Annotated in this window: 16 protein-coding genes and 1 pseudogene; 3 read left to right on the top strand and 14 right to left on the bottom strand. The window is 54.2% G+C overall.

Going from position 1 to position 18,828, the window contains the following annotated elements; all coding sequences use genetic code 11:
• Positions 1 to 62: 62 nt before the first annotated feature.
• Complete coding sequence (locus tag ACFSX3_RS12615; protein ID WP_209992340.1) at positions 63 to 1,124, bottom strand: LuxR C-terminal-related transcriptional regulator; 1,062 nt, start codon at positions 1,122 to 1,124, stop codon at positions 63 to 65.
• A 123-nt stretch (positions 1,125 to 1,247) separates the two neighbouring features.
• On the opposite strand from ACFSX3_RS12615, the gene ACFSX3_RS12610 reads away from it, so the two are divergent.
• On the top strand, positions 1,248 to 2,384 hold the full coding sequence (locus tag ACFSX3_RS12610) for a saccharopine dehydrogenase family protein (protein ID WP_209992341.1): 1,137 nt from the start codon (positions 1,248 to 1,250) through the stop codon (positions 2,382 to 2,384).
• Here ACFSX3_RS12610 and ACFSX3_RS12605 read toward each other — a convergent pair.
• The 4 genes and pseudogenes from ACFSX3_RS12605 to ACFSX3_RS12590 all read right to left on the bottom strand — a co-directional run bounded on the left by ACFSX3_RS12605 (position 2,347) and on the right by ACFSX3_RS12590 (position 4,739).
• Positions 2,347 to 3,111, bottom strand: a complete 765-nt coding sequence (locus ACFSX3_RS12605) for a DUF817 domain-containing protein (RefSeq protein WP_379258826.1) — start codon at positions 3,109 to 3,111, stop codon at positions 2,347 to 2,349. The genes ACFSX3_RS12610 and ACFSX3_RS12605 overlap by 38 nt on opposite strands.
• A 38-nt stretch (positions 3,112 to 3,149) precedes the next feature.
• The gene (locus tag ACFSX3_RS12600) at positions 3,150 to 3,365 is read right to left on the bottom strand and encodes a helix-turn-helix domain-containing protein (protein WP_209992343.1); all 216 of its coding nucleotides are present in this window, start codon (positions 3,363 to 3,365) and stop codon (positions 3,150 to 3,152) included.
• A gap of 10 nt (positions 3,366 to 3,375) precedes the next feature.
• The gene (locus ACFSX3_RS12595; protein WP_209992344.1) at positions 3,376 to 3,864 is read right to left on the bottom strand and encodes a DUF2975 domain-containing protein; all 489 of its coding nucleotides are present in this window, start codon (positions 3,862 to 3,864) and stop codon (positions 3,376 to 3,378) included.
• Between the two features lie 99 nt (positions 3,865 to 3,963).
• Positions 3,964 to 4,739, bottom strand: a pseudogene (locus tag ACFSX3_RS12590) (LysR family transcriptional regulator).
• 138 nt (positions 4,740 to 4,877) lie between these two features.
• On the opposite strand from ACFSX3_RS12590, the gene ACFSX3_RS12585 reads away from it, so the two are divergent.
• Positions 4,878 to 5,549 (top strand): O-methyltransferase, encoded by a 672-nt coding sequence (locus ACFSX3_RS12585; RefSeq protein WP_209992345.1) that lies wholly within the window; start codon positions 4,878 to 4,880, stop codon positions 5,547 to 5,549.
• Between the two features lie 167 nt (positions 5,550 to 5,716).
• Here ACFSX3_RS12585 and ACFSX3_RS12580 read toward each other — a convergent pair whose 3' ends face one another.
• The 6 genes from ACFSX3_RS12580 to sbnA all read right to left on the bottom strand — a co-directional run bounded on the left by ACFSX3_RS12580 (position 5,717) and on the right by sbnA (position 13,646).
• Entirely contained in the window at positions 5,717 to 6,637 is a 921-nt protein-coding gene (locus ACFSX3_RS12580; RefSeq protein WP_209992346.1) for a metal ABC transporter substrate-binding protein, read from the bottom strand.
• Positions 6,634 to 7,476 carry an iron chelate uptake ABC transporter family permease subunit gene (locus ACFSX3_RS12575; RefSeq protein ID WP_209992347.1) on the bottom strand — a complete coding sequence of 281 codons (843 nt, stop codon included), beginning with the start codon at positions 7,474 to 7,476 and terminating at the stop codon, positions 6,634 to 6,636. The genes ACFSX3_RS12580 and ACFSX3_RS12575 overlap by 4 nt, the downstream gene beginning before the upstream one ends.
• Positions 7,469 to 8,212, bottom strand: coding sequence for a metal ABC transporter ATP-binding protein (locus tag ACFSX3_RS12570; RefSeq protein ID WP_209992391.1), 744 nt, complete (start codon positions 8,210 to 8,212; stop codon positions 7,469 to 7,471). Before ACFSX3_RS12570 ends, ACFSX3_RS12575 begins: the two co-directional genes overlap by 8 nt.
• Positions 8,213 to 8,619: 407 nt before the next feature.
• Positions 8,620 to 9,933, bottom strand: a complete 1,314-nt coding sequence (locus ACFSX3_RS12565; protein WP_209992348.1) for an alkaline phosphatase family protein — start codon at positions 9,931 to 9,933, stop codon at positions 8,620 to 8,622.
• Position 9,934: 1 nt separating this feature from the next.
• Entirely contained in the window at positions 9,935 to 11,161 is a 1,227-nt protein-coding gene (locus ACFSX3_RS12560) for an MFS transporter (protein WP_209992349.1), read from the bottom strand.
• Positions 11,162 to 11,408: 247 nt separating this feature from the next.
• Entirely contained in the window at positions 11,409 to 13,646 is a 2,238-nt protein-coding gene (gene sbnA / locus ACFSX3_RS12555) for a 2,3-diaminopropionate biosynthesis protein SbnA (protein WP_379312906.1), read from the bottom strand.
• Positions 13,647 to 13,815: 169 nt separating this feature from the next.
• Between sbnA and ACFSX3_RS12550 the strand changes: the two genes are divergently transcribed.
• The gene (locus tag ACFSX3_RS12550; protein ID WP_209992350.1) at positions 13,816 to 14,655 is read left to right on the top strand and encodes a YheC/YheD family protein; all 840 of its coding nucleotides are present in this window, start codon (positions 13,816 to 13,818) and stop codon (positions 14,653 to 14,655) included.
• Here ACFSX3_RS12550 and ACFSX3_RS12545 read toward each other — a convergent pair.
• The 3 genes from ACFSX3_RS12545 to ACFSX3_RS12535 form a co-directional block, all read right to left on the bottom strand.
• Entirely contained in the window at positions 14,652 to 15,359 is a 708-nt protein-coding gene (locus ACFSX3_RS12545; RefSeq protein ID WP_209992351.1) for a response regulator transcription factor, read from the bottom strand. The genes ACFSX3_RS12550 and ACFSX3_RS12545 overlap by 4 nt on opposite strands.
• The gene (locus ACFSX3_RS12540) at positions 15,356 to 17,101 is read right to left on the bottom strand and encodes a sensor histidine kinase (protein WP_209992352.1); all 1,746 of its coding nucleotides are present in this window, start codon (positions 17,099 to 17,101) and stop codon (positions 15,356 to 15,358) included. The genes ACFSX3_RS12545 and ACFSX3_RS12540 overlap by 4 nt, the downstream gene beginning before the upstream one ends.
• Positions 17,102 to 17,198: 97 nt before the next feature.
• Positions 17,199 to 18,773: an extracellular solute-binding protein gene (locus ACFSX3_RS12535; protein WP_339224293.1), complete on the bottom strand. Its 1,575-nt coding sequence runs from the start codon at positions 18,771 to 18,773 to the stop codon at positions 17,199 to 17,201.
• Positions 18,774 to 18,828: the final 55 nt, after the last annotated feature.

Here is an 18,828-nt window from a genome sequence, read left to right as displayed (position 1 = left end):
GGAATCTCCAGCCAGGCGGCTGTGGAGATTCCCCTTATTTGTTCTTAGTGATTCTCGGGTCCTTATCGCGGAAGCAGCCGGCTGATCAGCTCTCTGCGGCTGGACACGCCTGTCTTGGCGAAGATGGATTTCAAATGATCCTGCACGGTGTAGGCGGAGATATGCAGCGATTCTGCCAGCTCCTTGGTCGATAACCCCAGCGCCAGCAGCTCTGCCAGCTCCTTCTCCCGCGCGGTCAGGGCGAAGGCTTCGGCCAGCAGCCGGAAGACATCCCCGGAGCGGGCACTCACCAAGGATACGGCGAGCTGTGTCTGCGGGCCGCCAAGCAGGCTTGCGGTAACCGTCAGATACGCCCCGTCTCCGGCCGGGAGACTTATTCTTGCCTGTGAAACCCCGGTTCCGGCAGGCTTCTGCGCGCCGAGCACCCGCAGGCAGACAGCACGCACCGGACCGGGAAGCTGTCCTTCTTCCAGCTGTTCCAGGTTCCAGATCTGCTTCAGCCAGTAACGGGCTGCTGCATTCGCACTGACCGGGACCAGCTGCTCACTCAGCAACAGAATACCGTTATCCTCCGGCACTGCCCGGTCCGCTCCGGATACCGGCAGGACAGAGGCATACGCACGCAGACGTTCAGCGATCAGCGGAGCTACCGAAGCCAACAAGGTGCATTCCTGCTCCTGAAACGTCGGCTGGCCCAGCGGACGGAATAGGGTCAGGAATCCCCAGCAGACCCCGCCTGTACGCAGCGCCACGCGCAGCTCATCCCCGAATCCGGCGGGCTGCAGCACCTTGCGGTAACGCGCGCTTTTCTCCAGGCTTCCCCCGGTCACTCCGCTTAAGCAGACTGCCGGAATATCCGACGCCGCTAACTGCTCATACTTCATATAATCCTCATGCAGATATTCATATTCGAACAATAGCGGATGAACCTCTTCAAGTCCCTGCTCCGTGACCGCCCCTGTCGTTAAAAGCGTGTGCGGGTCTACTGTCGTACAACAGGCCGCAGCGAACGGAACCAGCAGGCGGAGCCTGGCAATCACCGCTTCGCGGTACTGCTGTGAATCCAGCACCGGACCACCCCGGGCAGGGTCAAGCTGCAATAGGCTATGTATTCCCTTGTTCATCTTCTGTCCTCCCCGAAATCCCACAAATGTGGGATAGTCTGCCGCCCGCCAAAGCAGGATAATGATACGTAACGTTAATTATACCGCAGAACCTGCAATCCACCACGAAGGACGGGAATACTCATGAAAACAGATATAGTAGTAATCGGCGGTTACGGGCATGTCGGGTCACAGATATGCCGGCTGCTCGGGGCACAGCACCCCGGCAAGGTCTACGCAGCAGGAAGAAATCTGCACCGGGCCGAGGAATTCTCCCGCAGTACCGGCGGATACGTGAAGCCGCTGCGCCTGTCGGCAGAGATGCCGCTTCCTCCAGAGCTGCTGGAGAAGGTCAGGCTGGTCGTCATGTGTCTGGATCAGCAGGACACCCGGCTGGCTGAAGCCTGCCTCCAGAGCGGCACCCAATATGTAGATGTCTCGGCAAACGGAGACTTCCTGACCATGCTGCAAAGACTCGACCCTGTGAAGCATAAGCTCAAGGCAGCGGCAGTGCTAAGTGTGGGTCTCGCGCCGGGGCTGACAAACCTGCTTGCGGCACGGGCCGTCCAGGAGCTGGACCATACAGAGCAGATCGACATCTCGATCATGCTGGGACTGGGTGACAGCCATGGACAGGCGGCTATGGAGTGGACGGTGGACAACCTCGGAGCCGACTTCGAGATTACCGAACACGGCAGCCCGCGCACCGCCTCAAGCTTCACGGAGGCTAAGGCGGCGGATTTCGGGTTTGCTCTGCGGACGCATAGAGCCTACCGCTTTCCTTTTTCGGATCAGATGACTCTGCCTCAGACCCTTGCTGTCCCTTCCGTCTCGACCCGGCTCTGCTTCGATTCACGGAGCATGACCTCAGCCGCAGCGCTGGTGCGCCGCACCGGACTGTCCCGTCTGCTGCGTAACCGGACGCTCCGCAATCTCGCGGTCCAGGCGTTCACCCGCTTCCGCTTCGGCTCGGAGCGCTACGCTGTCAAAGTCGATGCCTACGGTACGAAGGACGGCAGACCCGCCTCCAGAGAATACGGAATTACAGGCGTGCATGAAGCATCCATCACAGCTCAAGCGGCGGCCGGAGTCGCACTGAGACTCTATGAGTCAGCTCCGTCTCCCGGTGTCTATCATATTGAGCAGCTATTCTCCCTTGATTCCAACGGGGAACAATGTTCGCTAATTCCGTCCGCTTCCGGCGGAACCGGGCCCTCCTTCCGTTATCCGCTGGACGGACTGGCTATCTGGACCCGCTCCGACCGGCCTTCACATGCTTAAGCTGGGCGACAATAATCACGCTGATAATCACCAGCAGGAACCATGAGCTGATCTTGCCGAAGCCGACCAGCTGCCAGCTCTCGTGCTGGTCCGGGTATTGCCACGCCCCCAGGAAGGTCGCAATATTCTCGGCCAGCCAGATGAAGAACCCCACAATGGCAAAAGTAAGCACAAGCGGCATCCGGTACGTCTTGCCCTGCACCCGGTAGATGATCCAGGTTCTCCAGAATACCACTACTACCAGGGCTGTCAGCCACCAGCGGAAATCTGGAATATAGTGGTGGGTGAAGAAGTTCAGGTAGATCGCTCCGCCCAGCAGTCCCGCAGCGGCAAGACCCGGCCAGCCGGTCAACTCCATCTTCAGTCTGCGCCAGATCTGGCACATGTAGCTTGCCACACTGGCATACATGAATCCGCTGTACAGCGGCACACCGAGCAGCATCGCATAACCGGGTTCCGGGTAGGCCCAGGAGCCCATTCTTATTTTATACATCTCCAGCACCAACCCAATCACATGAAACACACAGATGACCTTAAGCTCATCCAGTGTCTCCAGCCCGCTCCGGTACATCAGGTACTGCACAGTAAGGAGGATCAGCAGAATCAGATCATAGCGGTGGATGAACGGCAGCTCTGCTGTCCGGGTCAGGATTAACGTTCCAAAGATCGCTACAGGAAAGATACAGCTCATCGCCTGATGATACCCGAAGTGCAGCAGCCGTGTCATGCCTCTCAATAACGTCCCCTCCCCGCTCCCGGCGCCCATTATTCTGTAGCATCCGGTGTATATTCCAGAATATCTCCCGGCTGGCAGTCCAGCGCCTTACATATCGCCTCAAGCGTTGAGAATCGGATCGCTTTGGCCTTGCCGTTCTTAAGAATGGACAGGTTCGCCATCGTAATTCCCACCCGCTCCGTAAGCTCTGTTACACTCATTTTCCGCTTAGCCAGCATCACATCAATATTAACGATAATCGCCATGGTCGCCACCTCAGACTGTCAGATCATTCTCAGATTTCAATTCAATCGCTTCATTCAGGAGCTTCTGGAGTACCGCCGCGAATACTGCAATCACCATGGATGCAAAAATAAGAATCAGCCCGATCACAATAATGCCCGGGGCATCATCCCGCTCCGCCAGCAGATAGAGCAGCGGCAGTCCTAAGGTGAACATTCCGCTGATGGCGACTGCACAATATTTGATGTTCCTCAGGATCTGTACGGAATGCTCCGAGAACGCTTGATTACGGTCGATGTGGCTAAGCAGCTTGAAGGCCTGGTAGAGCGCAATGTAAAATGGCACCGCAGCCCCGTACAAATCAATCATGAGAAGAGCCTGTATGTAGCCAAAATCCGGATACAGCTCCGCTGCGAAGTCAGCGATGGCCGGGACCGCGAAGATACACAAGGCCAGCGCAGCCAGTGCAAACACAATAAGTACCGCCTTCAGAAACGTGGTTGAGCCTGGCTTACGGTTCATTACACAAACACCTCACTTGTTAGGGTGAGTATAATTTAGCATAAGATTTATCGTTTATCAATATATTTTAATTGAAAAGGAATATATTATTATTGTTCATCATTGACGACAGATGTCAATAAACCGCTGTAGCCCGGCTGACAGGGTCTCGTTCTTGCGTGTACAGACAGCAATATGGTTGCTAAGCTGAATGCCTTCCACCTGTACCCGGCATAACTGCTTCCACTCCACATAGTCCCGCACAGCCAGTGAGGAGATGAAGTTGGCGCCATACCCTGCCATGACCGAACGAATGACTTCGCCCAACCCGCTGAATTGCAGGGTCACACGCGGCGGCTTCAAGCCGTAGGTTGTACAGAGCGAGACCAGACGCTCCCGGGTGGAGCTGCCTTCCTCACGCATCACGAACGGCTCCTGCATCATCTCCGGCAGCGATACCGTACCATTGGCAAAGGGATGGGAAGGGGCCACTACGAACCACAGTTCATCCTCAAACAGCTCCAGCCAGTCTACATCCTCCGGCTTCTCCTTGGCTCCGCCCCCGTAAAAGGCGACATCTGCTTCATGACGCTGCAATTGTTCAAAGGCCTGCGTGGAATTGGTTGTGGTAATCTCAATCTCTATCTCAGGCTGCCCCGCCTTGAACCGGGCGGCCCAGCCCGGGACCAGGAAATTCGCCGGAAGATAGGTAGCGGCAATGCGCAGCTTCCCCTTCCGTCCCTGGCGGTAATCCTCTACGAACTCCTCAATCCGTTCTTCAGCCTCTTGATCTGGCTGGTCACCGCCGGCTGGCTGATCCTCAGCCGGGCAGCCGTCTTCGTGACGCTTCCCGTCTCGGCTACATAATAAAAAAGCCTCAGTGCATGAATGTTCATAAATACGCTCCTATTCATAGGTTGTATTCATAACCAAAAATTATGATTATGCCATTAACATATATTAGTATTATGAATGATAATCCCTTATATTTAAAGCAGTTCTAATACACCACTTATACAAATGGAGGGATTCCCATGGAAGAACAGAGCAAATGGAGTAAGGTCGATACCTATTTCGGTGACAGGCTGCTGGCGGCAGATCCGGTCCTGGAGGCTGTGCTGGATGCGAATGCCGGGGCCGGCTTACCGGCGATTGATGTCGCTCCGAATCAGGGGAAGCTGCTGTATCTGCTCGCCAAAATGAAGGGAGCGTCTAACATTCTGGAGATCGGCACCCTGGGCGGTTATAGCACCATCTGGCTGGCACGGGCATTGCCGGAGACGGGCAGGCTGGTCTCGCTGGAATTCGAGCACAAGCATGTTGTAGTAGCTGAGGATAACCTGAGAATGGCGGGGCTGGCAGACAAGACAGAGGTAATTGAAGGCCCGGCGCTGGATTCGCTGGCGCTGCTGGAAGCCCGGGGCTATGAGCCGTTTGACTTCATCTTCATTGATGCCGACAAGCCTAATAATCCGCATTACCTGAAGTGGGCGCTGAAGCTGGCCCGGCCGGGCGCGGTCATTGTGGCCGATAACGTGGTGCGTGACGGCGAGGTTATTGACCCGGGCAGTGCGGATGAGCGGGTTCAAGGCATCCGCCAGTTCATGGAGCTGCTCTCCGCAGAGCCGCGTATAGATGCTACTGCAATACAGACGGTCGGCAGCAAAGGCTATGACGGCTTCGTGCTCGGCATTGTCACCGCATAAAATAACCCCACAAAGTGGGGCTTTAGCGTAGGTGATGACTCAGGTACTTTGCGGGGGCCCCAAACATATAGCTTTTAACGAATAACCCGCAGGGAAGGATAGCGATGCTTATCCGGCTCTGCGGGTTATTTGTTGTTGCGGGCTCTTTTTCGCTCACAGGCGTCCGCCTATTCCTTCGATAAGCCCTCAATCACCTGATCGATATTCCACTTAATCATCTTCAGATAGGTATCTCCATCCTCGCCTTCCTTAGCCAGAGAATCTGTGAAAATTTTGGAGTGGACCGGCACCCCGGTCTCGCGGGAAATCGTCTCCATCGTCTTAGGGTTGACGCTCGTCTCCAGGAACAACGCCGGAATCTGCTTCTCCTTGATGACCCCGATGATCCGGTTCATCTGCTCCGGTGTTCCCTGGCTGTCGGTGTTGATCTCCCAGATGAAGGCGGACTCGAAGCCATAAGCCTTGGAGAAGTATTTGAAGGCCCCTTCACTGGTCACAAGGACGCGCTTCTCCTGCGGGACCTTGCTCACAGCTTCCTTAGCATACTGATCCAGCTCTGTCAGTTCTTTCACATAAGCAGTCTGGTTATCCAGATAATACTGCTTGTTGTCCGGGTCCCGTTCGATCACACGTGTGGTAATGACATCCACATACTTGACCGCGTTCTGTATATCCAGCCAGGCATGAGGGTCAACCTGGGATTCTTTTCCTTTCTCGGTTAGGTACATCGGCGTGACCTCTTCGGAGACGGCAAACGCGGCAGCTTCCTTTTTCGTCACCTTGAGCAGATCCTGGAACCAGCCCTTCCCGGTCTCCAGATTCAAGCCGTTATAGAAAATAAGGTCCGCACTCGACACCTTGCCTGTATCTGCGGGCAGCGGGTCATACATATGCGGGTCTGTGCCAATAGGCACCATACTGTAGACCTCCGCCTTATCTCCGGTGATATTCCGGGTCATGTCTGCAATAATCGAATACGTGGCCACGATCTGCAGTTTGCCGTCATCCGCTCCCCCCTTACTGGTGTTGGAGCATGCTGCGAGTAGTAGAATGAGTACGGATGCCGATAGTATTTTGAACAGTCTCATGCTTGCTTCAGTCCTTTCCGCAGAAAATTATTCTTGGGCGATATGATGAATGAAATGCTGAACAATGTGACGCCCACCAGCACGATGGTTGCACTTGTCGGCAGATTGTAGCGGAAGCTCACGTATACGCCGATGATCCCCGAGGCTGCCCCTACTGCAGAGGCCAATACGATCATATGCAGTAAGGAATTAGACCACAGATACGAGGTGGCTGCCGGGATGACCAGCATGGCGATGACCAGCACAATTCCAACCTGGGACAAGGAGGAGACGGTCACTACGGAGAGCAGCATCATCAGCAGATAATGATAAAAGCCGGTCTTCAGCCCGTAAGCTTTCGCTACCACCGGGTCGAATGAGCTGATCAGCAGTTCCTTGTACAGCAGTGTAATAATGGCAAGCACAGCCAGCATGATGATAAAAGATTGCAGCAGCTCGGATTGCGGAACGGCCAGAATGTTGCCGAACAGAATATGGGTGAGATCCAGCCCGCTGCGGGCGAACGTAATCAGGACAATACCGAGTGCAAAGAAGGAACTAAGAATGATGCCGATGGAGGTATCGCTCTTGATATTGCTGCGGCTGGTGATGAATTGAATGAGAATAGCGGCTAACAGGCCGAACAACGAAGCGCCCAGCAGGATGTTAATGCCCAAGATATAAGACAGGGCGACGCCTGGAAGCACCGCGTGAGATAAGGCATCGCCCATCAGCGACATTTTGCGCAGAACGATGAAGCTACCCAGCGCTCCCGAGACAATCCCGAGGAGAATGGCAGATAATCCGGCGTTAAGGGCGTATACCGGAATATTCAGCAGATCTGACAGGGCCTCAAGCATGAGCGGCACCTCCTGCTCCCTGGATGATCACATTGCCCAAGGACGTACCGTAGGCTCTGCGGATATTCTCCGTGGTGAAGGTATCCTGCACATCTCCGAAGGCGATTAGCTGCTTGTTGAGCAGAATGATTTTGTCAAAATATTCTTCGACCTCATGCAGATCATGGTGCACCACCAGGATGGTCTTGCCTTCCCCGCGGAGCTGCTTGAACAGGTTCACGATGATGCGCTCACTGACCATATCAATGCCGACAAACGGCTCATCCAGGAAAAACACACTGGCCTCCTGGGCCAGCGCCCGTGCGATAAACACCCGCTGCAGCTGCCCGCCGGACAAATTACTAATCTGCTTATCCGCGAGGTCACCGATCTCCACCATCGCCATGCTGCGCTCCGCAATCGCCCGCTCCTTCTTGCCCGGACGCCGGAACAGCTTCAGGTTCGGATAAGTTCCGGTCAGCACCGTATCCTTAACTGTAATGGGAAAAGTCAGGTCAATATCGTTCTTCTGCGGCACGTAGGCGATATTTCGTCTATACAGGGCGATGTCCTTCCCCTCTGCCTTAACCGTTCCGCTTCTCTTCTTGATCACATCCAGCAGCGCCTTAATGAACGTGGACTTCCCGGCGCCATTGGGCCCGATAATGCCTACGGAATGCCCGAAGGGGATATCCAGCGTTACACCTTCCAGCGCGGAATTGCCGAAATAATCTACGTTTAAACCTTTAATCTGAATCATATGAACACCCCGTCTCTTGTTTGGTCTATCTAGTCTTTTTAGGTTTTGGGATTGGCCGTGACTTGAATTATTCAGTTCAAACTATATAGCCTATTAATGTGTCTATTGTTTCTCATCTGCATATATGTTTCCTTAAGGAAACTTTTATTCTTATGGATAATATATTTGATCAAAGGCAAATTGTCAACGGTAATTTAAATTTTAATTACAGTTGTGGCGTTGGTTAACGTTCAGGGGCAGCACATTGTGTTCGGTTTTTCGCTTACATTCGGCCTACGCGTATTCATACCACTCGCACCGCAACTCCGCATAAGCTAGATATCATCATATTGGCCTCTGCAATAAACAATAAAAAAGCCTAACCCGGCGACCGCTTGCGCGGACATCCTGATCAGACCGAACCACTACTCCTCAAAAATCTCCTCCAGCACCCGCCCGTCCCCCGGCCCGAACTCCATTCCCAGAATCCGTCCCATCGTCGGGGCGATGTCGACCATCTCCAGGTCACCGATGGGATAGCCTTGCTTGATCCCCGCGCCTGTGATGACGAGATTGCAGCGGTACCCGCTTGCATCCGGGGAGTAGCCATGCGTAGCATAGCGTATGCCTTCCGCCTGCAGATCGGTGATCAGCGTGTCCGCCAGCGCTTCATCGAAGCTGTAGCCCCGCTGGGCTTCAAGCATGACTTTTGCCACCGGGCTGGCGTGGAGCTGCTTCAGCGTCTCTTCCGTATATACACTCTCAATTCCTGGTGCTCCGCCACGCCTATATTCATCCACAGCCGCCAAGGCCAGCCGCTGCGCTTCCTCATCTCCGGGCTGCACATGCAGATAAGCTGAACCGCCGCCGCTCTGGAAGTAAGCCCGCCACTGCATCACGCCGTCCTTCTCATAGATCAGCCCCTTAGTCTGCAAAAGATTGTTCAAATGCACCTTGTAGCGCACGTTGAACTGACCATGGTCGCCAAGTACCATAATCACCGTCTCCTCCCGGATTCCGGCATCCTCTACCGCTTGCATGATCTCCCCCAGCCGGTTGTCCATCCGCAGGATGACATCATCTACTTCCTCGCTGTCCGTACCGCACAGATGCTTGGTGTCATCCAGGTCGATCAGATGCATCAGCAGCAGGTTCGGCTTATGCCGCTTAATCGTATCGGTAGCACATTTCGTGGTGAAGTTATCGAGCTGCGGCTGGGCGATGCCCTGCCTGATCCGTCCGTATTTCAGCTCCAGCCGGGCGCAGTACAGGGGACTGCCGCTTCGCAGTACCTTGAGCGCCTGATTCTCCCCTTTTAGCGCCCGGATCTCTGGAATATTATACTGAATCGAGGACTTACCGCTTACCGGCCAGAGCAGTCCCGCCGTACTCAGCCCCGCCTTACGCGCGGCATCATAGATCGTTGGCACCTGGACCGCCTCCCGGAACCAGAACCAGCGCTGTTCCTCCTCCGGCACGAACGGCTGCAGCGGATTGTTGTGATAGACGCCGTGTTTATCCGGGTAGACGCCGGTAGCGATGGTCGTATGTACCACATAAGTGAGCGTGGGATAGACACTTCTGAGACGGTTGCTGTAGGCACCGCTGGTAATCAGCTTAGACAGATTGGGCAAGCGGCTGGCCATCTCCCAGTGATCTTCAGAGAAGGCATCATAGGAGATGACGATCAGATGCTTGGCTGCAGAGGGTGGTTGCGGTTGCAGTCCAGTAGATTCCATACTATGCCCCCTTTGGCAATGTGATGAAGATAAAGAAGCCGATCAAAAAGAGCGGAATAATCGACAAAATACTATAGCGGGCATCCCCCACCAATGTGGTGGTTAGAGACATTAATGCAGGGCCGAGAATCGCCGCGAACTTGCCGAAAATATTATAGAACCCGAAGAATTCGTTGGAATTCTCCTTCGGGATGATTTTGGCGAAATAGGACCGGCTAAGCGCTTGAATGCCGCCCTGTGCCGAGCCGATCAGCGCACCCAGCAGGAAGATATGCCACACCGAAGTAATGAAGAACGCTGCGATACAAGAAATAACGTAGGTGAAAATCCCCGCAATAATCAGATTCCGGGCGGAGTAGGTTTTGGCCAGATTGCCATAGAGAATCGCGCAGGGAAAGGCAATAATCTGGATGATGAGCAGAATTCCCAGCAGCGTGAAGGTATCCAGGGCATCTGTGCCCAGGACGGAGGTGGCGTAGGGCACAACCATTTTGATAATCGTATCTACTCCGTCAATATAGAAGAAATACGCGAGCAGGAACACAAAGACGATGCGGTGCTGGCGGATATTTCTGAAGGTGGCAGCGATACGCTGGAAGCTCCGGGCCACAGGCTTCGGTTCAGGCTCGATATAATATCTCTGCTTCACATCCCGGATCATCGGCACCGTCAGCAGTCCCCACCAGAGCGCCGTAATGATGAATCCGATCTGGTAGCCGATGGCCTTGTCCATCCCCAGCAGGAAGATCAGCAGCAGACTGATGCCGAACGGAATACAACTGAAGATGTAGCCGTAGGCGAACCCTCGGGTAGACACCTTGTCCATCCGTTCATCCTCCGTAATATCCACCAGGAAGGAATCATAGAAGATGTTGGACCCGGCGAAGCCGACCGCTGACAGAATGTAAAAGGCGATGAGTAGCTGCCATTGCCCGCTGTCCGGGGACACGAAGGCCAGGGAGGCGGTGGCAAGGATACCGAGCGCAGCGAAAAAAATAAAAAACCGCTTCTTCCGGTCCTTATAATCGGCAATCGTACCCAGAATCGGGCTGAGGACCGCGACCAGAATACTGGCGATGGAGTTGAAGTACCCCAGGTCCATGCTGCTGCCCACATTATCGAACATCCCGAAGATAATCGGCAGCAGCGCCGTAGTCACGGCCATCGAATAAGCGGAATTTCCGCAGTCGTACAGAATCCACGATCTCTCCTCTTTGCTTAGCTTCATCTCATCTTCTCCTCTTATAACCGATTGTTTCAGTTATATCACGCCAACATATGAAGGATGTTAATGGGGTGTAAAATCACGGGCGGATCTGCTATTACGATTATGTCCATCATACCATAGGCCTTCTTCCCAGGTGATGACTATATCTGAATCCGCTCGTACAGGCCGCCAAAGAATGCCGCCCCATCCGACTATGAGCTTGAACCCGACGGCTCCTAGCCGATCAAGCCAAGCTCAGGTAAGGTGGTCACACCAGGAACTCCTCCGCAGCTGACAGCAGCTCCGCTCCGAATTGGCTCTGCACCCAGGTGTCCGAGTACACCGTATCGAGATACCGTTCTCCTTTATCATGCAGGATGGCGGCGCAGACCGCGCCGGGAGGAATTTCCTGCTTCAGTTGCTGTATCGCAGCAAGCACTGCCCCGGAGGAGGCTCCGGCCAGAATGGATTCCCTGCGGGCCAGCGCCCGGCAGCCCTTCACCATATCAGCGTCGGTCACATGCACAATCCGGTCGATCAGATCCGGTCTGCGCAGCGGGGGCACGATACCTGCGCCCAGTCCAGGGAAGCGCCTCTTCTTCGGATGGCCGCCAAAAATAACGCTGCCCTCTGCATCCACCGCCACAATCCTTGTTCGCAATCCCTTGTCCTTCACGTATTCTGCCAGCCCGTTTATCGTTCCGCAGGTACTGACGCTACAGAACAGATAATCGACCTGCCCCAGCTCCGTCACGATCTCAGGCATGGTCGTATCATAATGGGATAGATAGTTATTGGGATTGGCATACTGATTCGGCCAATAGCTGCCCGGTATCTCCGCGAGCAGCTGCTGCACACGCTTCAGCCGGGCCGGCAGGAATTCCCCGGTTTCGGGATCAGGGCGGTCAATGAAATCAATGGCCGCACCCAGGGCCTTCAGCAGCTGAAGATTCATCCCGGTGGTTCTGGCATCCACCACACTGATGAAGGTCATCCCGAGCTGCCTGCATATCATGGCCAGGCTGATGGCCATATTCCCGGAGCTGGATTCAACAACAACGGTCCCCGGCCCGATAAGACCTTCCTTCCACGCTTCCCGGATCATCCGCAAGGCTGGGCGGTCCTTTGCGCTTCCTCCCGGGTTCATCAGCTCCAGCTTGGCGTAAACGCTGAACCCGCTGGCAGGAAACAGATTATCCAGCTTCAGGAGTGGTGTATGTCCGATAGCCGATAATATACCCCTGGTAAGCTGCGGCTCCGCCGTCTGTTCCACTGCCTGCTGCTTCACTACCCGCTGCTCCGTTTGATCTTTCCGGTAATACAGTTTTTTGTTCTTCACCTGCCCGCCGATAAGCTCCTCGTCCTCTTCCGTCAGAATGACCTCAATATCGTCAAGCAGGTGATTTGCGATCATCAGACCAATCTCCGGGATGCATGCCCTGATCTCTTCCCTGATGACCGGAATGCAGGAGGGATCTGCTGACCTGCTCTGGATATACACGGATAATGCATTATGGCTGACATGAACCCGGACCCTAGCCTGCTGAAGATGACGGTAGACCACCTGTTCAATATCGTAGATGCTGATTTTCTCCCCATGCTTCAGTTCACGGCCCACCCTTTTGACAATGGACTGGAAGCTCTGCCGCTCCAAGCCGTCTACCTGCACGGTCCTGAAATCCCTCACCACATCATAGGTGACAAACCGGAGGGCTGGCAGCAGCTTACGCACGGTTGAGGTAAGCACGAGAATGCCTTCGCCGCTGCCGAGCGGGTCGAGTCCTTCCCCTACGATCTCCGTCCCCACGGCTTCGGCAACGATGCCTTCAGCCAGCAGATACCGGCCCAGCTCATGCGAATAATAAGCAATCGTGCCGATTTCAATCGACCCGTACGTATCGGTAATATCCTGCGGCTTCAGGCCGAACAGGCGGGCCATATTCTGCTGCCACTCCTGTGTAGCGATCTCGCCGACCAGAATGATTTTGCGGATTCCAAGCGCCCGGGGGTCGTCTGCAGCATATACGATATGATCCAAGATAGAGGGCATTGTGTATAGCAGGTCGGGCTTGAATGCCTGAATACGCTCAATATGCTGTTCTACCGGCAACTCGAAGGGAATGGAGCTGTTAACCAGTCCCAGCCGTGCAAAAATAGCCAGCGCCGTATTCGCAGCATGTCCGGTTCCCATATCCGCCAGCGCCCTGGCACATCCGCTTCCCTGTAGCACTTCCCCGAACAGCCTGGTTTTGATATCGATATAATGCTGTTCATCCTCTTCCGAATAGACGATTGATTTACGCCGTCCTGTGCTGGTGCCCGAGGTCCGGTAGACGGCAAGAGAAGCATCGGGTTCGTTGTTATAATAATGAGTATCCAGCAGATCCGAAGTCATCAGGGGAAGATGCTCCAGACTGTAATTCATGTGCTCATTGCCAATAAGATCCTTGTACCAGGGGAAGTACCTGACTACTTCGTTTACTTTATCCCGCCACTGCTCCGCCATTCCCTTCGACGCCTCCCGCTCCGGTTGCCTGAACGCAGCCCCCGGATGAATACCTTCAATAATCTATGTAATCATCTGCCTGTGTGTTCAGTCCCGGGGCATGCGCCCAAGCCAAATCCGGCTCTGTACCGTACTATAGCCTATTAGAGTCTATGAACGGGGGAGTAGCATGAAGGAGCAAATCAGCAGAATATCCAATAAATTAACGAAGACAAGGGTACTGGCGAAGAAGATTGAATTAAAGAGACATATACCGGAGACCCGAAAATTAAGCTGGAAAGTACTCCAGGCGATGCTGCAAAATCATCAGATGGTCTACATTAAGCCCTGCTGCGGTTCGTTAGGCGAAGGGGTCATAAGAGTTGAACAGCAGATACTGCGGAGCAGTAGCGGCGCTGGCGGAAGTGAGACTGATTCGGGGACCAGGCGGTCCTACCGCTATCAGGCAGGGACAAGGATAAACACATTCGGTAATTATAACGAGGCCTATCAGGCCCTCCTCGCGGAGACCCGGGGCCGATCCTATCTGGTGCAAAAGGGCATCCGGCTGCTGACTTACGGGGGACGGCCTTTTGATATCCGCGTGATGGTGCAGCGCAATCCTCAGGGGGAGTGGGAGGCTACAGGAGCGGCGGGACGCGTGGCGCATCCGCAGAAGGTGGTTACGAATGGCAGCCAGGGCGGAACCATCTATCCGGTGGAGACACTGCTGAAGGCTTACACCCGTTCCGGGAAACGCAAGCCTCTGCTTGCCCAAATGTACAGACTTGGTGTGAAGTGCGCCATCCAGTTAAGCTCTGCCTATCCCGGACTTAAGGAAATCGGCCTGGATTTGGCCTTGGACCGGCGGCTGACTCCCTGGATTCTGGAAGTGAACACCGCCCCCGATCCTTGCCCGTTCACCAAGCTAAAGGATGCCCGGATGCTGGACCGGATCGTAAGATACGGCAAAGCCTACGGGCGTACCTACAAGCTCAAGTGCATGAAGGCCAAACGGGGGATAAATTAGTGATTGTCACGGTAAGCCCCCGGGGTGCTGCCGGTATATTTTTTGAACACCTTGTTGAAGTAATGCTTGTTCTCATACCCGACCCGGCGTCCGATCTCACCTACCGGCAGATCCCGGTGGAGGCTCAGCAGCTTCTGCGCCTCCTTGATCCGGGTGGTATTCAGGTAATTGACGAACGTATCGCCGGTGACCTTCTTGAACAGGCTGCTGATGTAATTCGGATGAAGATGCATCAGCTCGGCCAGATGATCCAGGGACAGGTCATTCATATAATTCAGCCGGGTATAGGCAAGAATCCGCTTGGCATGAGGCGGACAGTCCGTGCTGTCCAGGGAGGGAAGATTCCGGTTCACCTGACTCAGCAGCCGGGCTACCTCCTCCTTATCCACCGGCTTCAGCAGGTAGTCCACTACCCCGTAGCGGAGTGCCCGGCGGGCATATTCGAAGTCATCATGTCCGGTAAGAATAATGAAGCGCTCACATAAACCGTTCTCCTTCGCCTCCTCCATCATCTCGAACCCGTTCTTCTCCGGCATATGCAGATCGGTTACTGTCACATCCGGCATATATTCCTTCATAATCTGAAGCGCCTCGAAGGCGTCGCCGGCCTCGCGGATCTCAGCTCCGACAGGCGCGGCTCCGCCAATCACCTTCACCAGCCCTCCAAGGATAATCGGCTCATCGTCTACGATCAGAATTCTCATGCTTGCTCTGCCGCCCCTTTCGATAGGATGATGGTCAGGCAGGTCCCCTTGCCCTCTTCACTCTCAAGCTCCAGCCGTGAAGTCCCGCCATAGAATGATTTAATCCGCTCGCTGACATTATACAGCCCCACGCCTCCCTCCGCCTCTTCCTGAGTTCTCACCTCTTCCCCGCGGGATAACCGGGCACGAAGCTGCTGCACCTGTTCTTCAGGAATGCCAAGGCCGCTGTCCGACACGCTGATTCGGATCTCGTCCGCCGTCTTCTTCGCCTGAATCAGAATATGGACCGGCCGCAGCGTCACGGCAGCTCCGTGAATAATACTATTTTCGACCAGTGGCTGGAGGATGAATCTTGGACAGATCAGGGACTCGGCAGCCACAGCGATATCGACCTCATAGGTAAGTCGTTTTTGCAGCCGCATTTTGTGAATATTGAGATAGAAAACCACGGTCTCAAGCTCTTGGGAGAGAACGGTATGATCGTCCTGGGCGGACAGGCTGTAGCGCATCAGCTTGCCGAACCAGTACGAGATTTCAGCCACTTCCTTGTCATTGTTGGATTCCGCCAGCATCCGGATGGTCTCCAGCGTATTATAGAGAAAATGCGGCTTGATCTGGGCCTGGAGCACTTTGTAAGCAGCTTCCTTATTGCGCAGCTCGGCCCGGTGGACATTGTTGATCAGCTCATCCATGCGCAGGAGCATCGAATTATAGGTCTCGGTCAGAAAGCTGATCTCATCCCTGCGGCCCGGCTTATCTTCCTTACTGATGGACTGCTTCAGGTTATCATCATTCAAGTTACGCATATGCCGGGCCAGCCGGAGGACGCGCTTGGTAATCGTCGAAGCCAGGGTGTAATACGCAAACGACAGTAACGCCAGCAGAACGGCGAAGGTGGTAATCATCACGATCTCCTGGCTTCGGATCGAACGGAACACCTCAGATACCTTGCCGATCACGGCGACACGTACACCCAGTTCCTTCATATATAGCTGATTAACAATGACCTCACGGTTGATAAAATAGGTCTGTGCTTCTCCTGAAGCCAGTCTGCTCCAGGTGGCATCGTCCACCGCTGCGGGAATGCCTTCCCGCTTCAGCGGCTTGCCCTCCGCCGGCAGAAGCAGCGCAGCCCAATCCCCTCCGCCTGTCGCCCGGTAGAACTTGCGGATCAGCTCACTGCCGACCCGCAGCTCCAGCAGTCCCACAATCTCGGTAAAGTCATTGTTATATATTTTCTGGTAGAATACCAGCGGGGGCGCTTCCACCTCAGGATCGGGAATGATCCACTTGCCCTGTCCCGGCCGCAGTATACGGGTAGCCTCGGCACCCTGTTCATCCAGCGCCGATAGTTCGAGCAGCCGGTCAGTAATGGGCAGCACGCCCTGCTTGGTGATATAGATTCTGAACGTGTCGATCTCCGGACTGATATTAAGCGATTGCAGAATCACCGGATTGATATAACGGTTATAGGCATATATGCTCTCTGAGTCCGTCTCATAGCTGCCGTCCAGATAGTCAGTGACATACGGGTTGTACTGGAGCATCCGCTGGGTGGAATCGATCCGGGCCAGATCCGCCTTCATATTGGAATAGGCCTGCTCCAGTATCTTCTGACGGCTCTCCACAAACTGTCTGCTTACACTGTCATAGAGCTTACTGTAATAATAATAGCCGAAGGTAACGACCGGTATAAAAATCAGCAGGATATATCCTAATATCATTTTGCGTACAATGCTCACGGCAGCCTGTCCCCCCGGTGCCCGATTTCTTTTTTTCTTATCCTACCATGAATGTGTAAAACCCGGTAGAGACAGGTCTCTACCGGGAGGAAGCCGCTTACTTAAATAAATCCTTTTTCTTCTGATAGGTCATATTCGCCCAGTCGGTCAGCTTCTGCAGGCCGATGTTCTCTGCGTTCTTCAGCATATTCTCATAGGCTGCTACTGCGGCTTCCTCCGATTCAGCCAGATAGATTTTGACCTTCTCATTCTTGACCATCTCATCGATCTTGGTCTTAATGGTCTTCTCCTGTGAATCCGGCTGGGTCTGGATCAGGCCGATCTCCGGCTTGTAGATACGGATCGACTTCAGATCCATCAGCGCCTGAGTTTTCTGCAGCTCAGGAACATAGGACAGCATGCCTTCCGTAACTCCATCGTTATAGAGATACCACCACTTAATCCCGTTGCTGTTCACGAAATCGGCATCGGACGGATTGTATTTGAAATCGGGGTGGCCTTCTTCATTCCAGGTCCAGTGCACGCCCTCTACCCCGAACATCGTCAGCTTCTTGCCCTCGTCGCTGGCCAGATACTGCATGAATTTGATGGAGGCCTCCGGGTCCTTATTCTTCTTGGTGATGAAGGTTCCGGAGAAGCCGAGTCCTGAGCTGACTACCTTGGCATCCTTCGACAATACGCTTGGCAGCATCTTGAAGGAGAAGTTCCCCTGATTGCTCTTGATCTTGATGTTATCGGTATCTGCGGTAGATACGGTGTGGCTATGGGCGAAGGCTTTGCCGCCTGTAGCATATTGATCATCAATCTGGTCATTGGCCAGTGCGAAATTCTCAGCCAGGATATAGCCGTTACGGTACAGGCTATTCATGAACTTGAAGAAGTCCAGCATCTTGGGCTGCCTGATCGCATATTCCACCTTGCCGTCCTGTTCATACCAGCCGTCGAGCAGAGTCTCGGTACCGAACTGGGCCAGGAAATACTGTTCGATCCAGTCCTTGTCCATGATCAGCGGGACCATCTCGGGATATTTCTCCTTGACCATGCCCAGCACCTTGACGAAATCATCCAGGGTCTTGATCGGCGGATTCCCCAGCTCCTTCAGAATATCCTCCCGTACCGCGATGCCCGGGTTGCCGTCGCTGCCTAACGAATATTTACTATTCTTCATCTCCTCCTGGGTCGCAAAGGAATTCCGCACGGTATAGAACTTGCCGTCATCCATGGTATGGATGGCAATCCGGGTCTTGTCAATCTTGAAATCCGGCGCATATTTCTCAATCAGCTCATTCCAGGAATAGGACAGCTTCGAGTCGGATAACCGGTCTATGTTGGAAGAGGTGAATACCAGGTCCGGCAGGTCACCGGAGGCAATCATCAGCGGAAGCTGCTTATCATCGGTAGCGACCGTAACCTTCAGCTTCACCCCTGTCTTCTCGGTAATCATGTCGGCGACCGGGCCCTTCCATTCCGTAACCGGGTACCACGACGCATCAATGAAGAGGCTTAACTCCTTCACTTCCGCAGGTTTGGCCGGAGAATTCCCGCCTGCTGCGGCGTCCGGACTGGCGGACGGAGTGACCTGGGCGGAATTTCCTCCGCTGCCGCAGGCGGATAACACTACGGCCATTGAGAGTGCGGCTGCAACCATTTTGAAGCTTCTGCTTTTGTTCAAGCTAATCCCTCCATGATTGAATTAATGAGCTGTATGAGCAATGGAACATTTGAAC

The sequence above is a fragment of the Paenibacillus rhizoplanae genome (assembly GCF_042684125.1).
In the GTDB taxonomy this organism is placed as follows: domain Bacteria; phylum Bacillota; class Bacilli; order Paenibacillales; family Paenibacillaceae; genus Paenibacillus_AQ; species Paenibacillus_AQ rhizoplanae.
Note: the sequence above shows the minus strand (reverse complement) of the source record. Positions and strands in the feature narration are given on the sequence as shown.

Excerpts from the sequence above, each read along its gene's own strand:
- ACFSX3_RS12575 (WP_209992347.1), bottom strand. The coding sequence starts at position 7,476 with ATGCTTGAGGCCCTGTCAGATCTGCTGAATATTCCGGTATACGCCCTT.
- ACFSX3_RS12595 (WP_209992344.1), bottom strand. The coding sequence starts at position 3,864 with ATGAACCGTAAGCCAGGCTCAACCACGTTTCTGAAGGCGGTACTTATT.
- ACFSX3_RS12610 (WP_209992341.1), top strand. The coding sequence starts at position 1,248 with ATGAAAACAGATATAGTAGTAATCGGCGGTTACGGGCATGTCGGGTCA.
- ACFSX3_RS12565 (WP_209992348.1), bottom strand. The coding sequence starts at position 9,933 with ATGGAATCTACTGGACTGCAACCGCAACCACCCTCTGCAGCCAAGCAT.
- ACFSX3_RS12615 (WP_209992340.1), bottom strand. The coding sequence starts at position 1,124 with ATGAACAAGGGAATACATAGCCTATTGCAGCTTGACCCTGCCCGGGGT.
- ACFSX3_RS12585 (WP_209992345.1), top strand. The coding sequence starts at position 4,878 with ATGGAAGAACAGAGCAAATGGAGTAAGGTCGATACCTATTTCGGTGAC.
- ACFSX3_RS12550 (WP_209992350.1), top strand. The coding sequence starts at position 13,816 with ATGAAGGAGCAAATCAGCAGAATATCCAATAAATTAACGAAGACAAGG.
- ACFSX3_RS12600 (WP_209992343.1), bottom strand. The coding sequence starts at position 3,365 with ATGGCGATTATCGTTAATATTGATGTGATGCTGGCTAAGCGGAAAATG.
- ACFSX3_RS12560 (WP_209992349.1), bottom strand. The coding sequence starts at position 11,161 with ATGAAGCTAAGCAAAGAGGAGAGATCGTGGATTCTGTACGACTGCGGA.
- ACFSX3_RS12605 (WP_379258826.1), bottom strand. The coding sequence starts at position 3,111 with ATGACACGGCTGCTGCACTTCGGGTATCATCAGGCGATGAGCTGTATC.
- ACFSX3_RS12545 (WP_209992351.1), bottom strand. The coding sequence starts at position 15,359 with ATGAGAATTCTGATCGTAGACGATGAGCCGATTATCCTTGGAGGGCTG.
- ACFSX3_RS12580 (WP_209992346.1), bottom strand. The coding sequence starts at position 6,637 with ATGAGACTGTTCAAAATACTATCGGCATCCGTACTCATTCTACTACTC.
- sbnA (WP_379312906.1), bottom strand. The coding sequence starts at position 13,646 with ATGGCGGAGCAGTGGCGGGATAAAGTAAACGAAGTAGTCAGGTACTTC.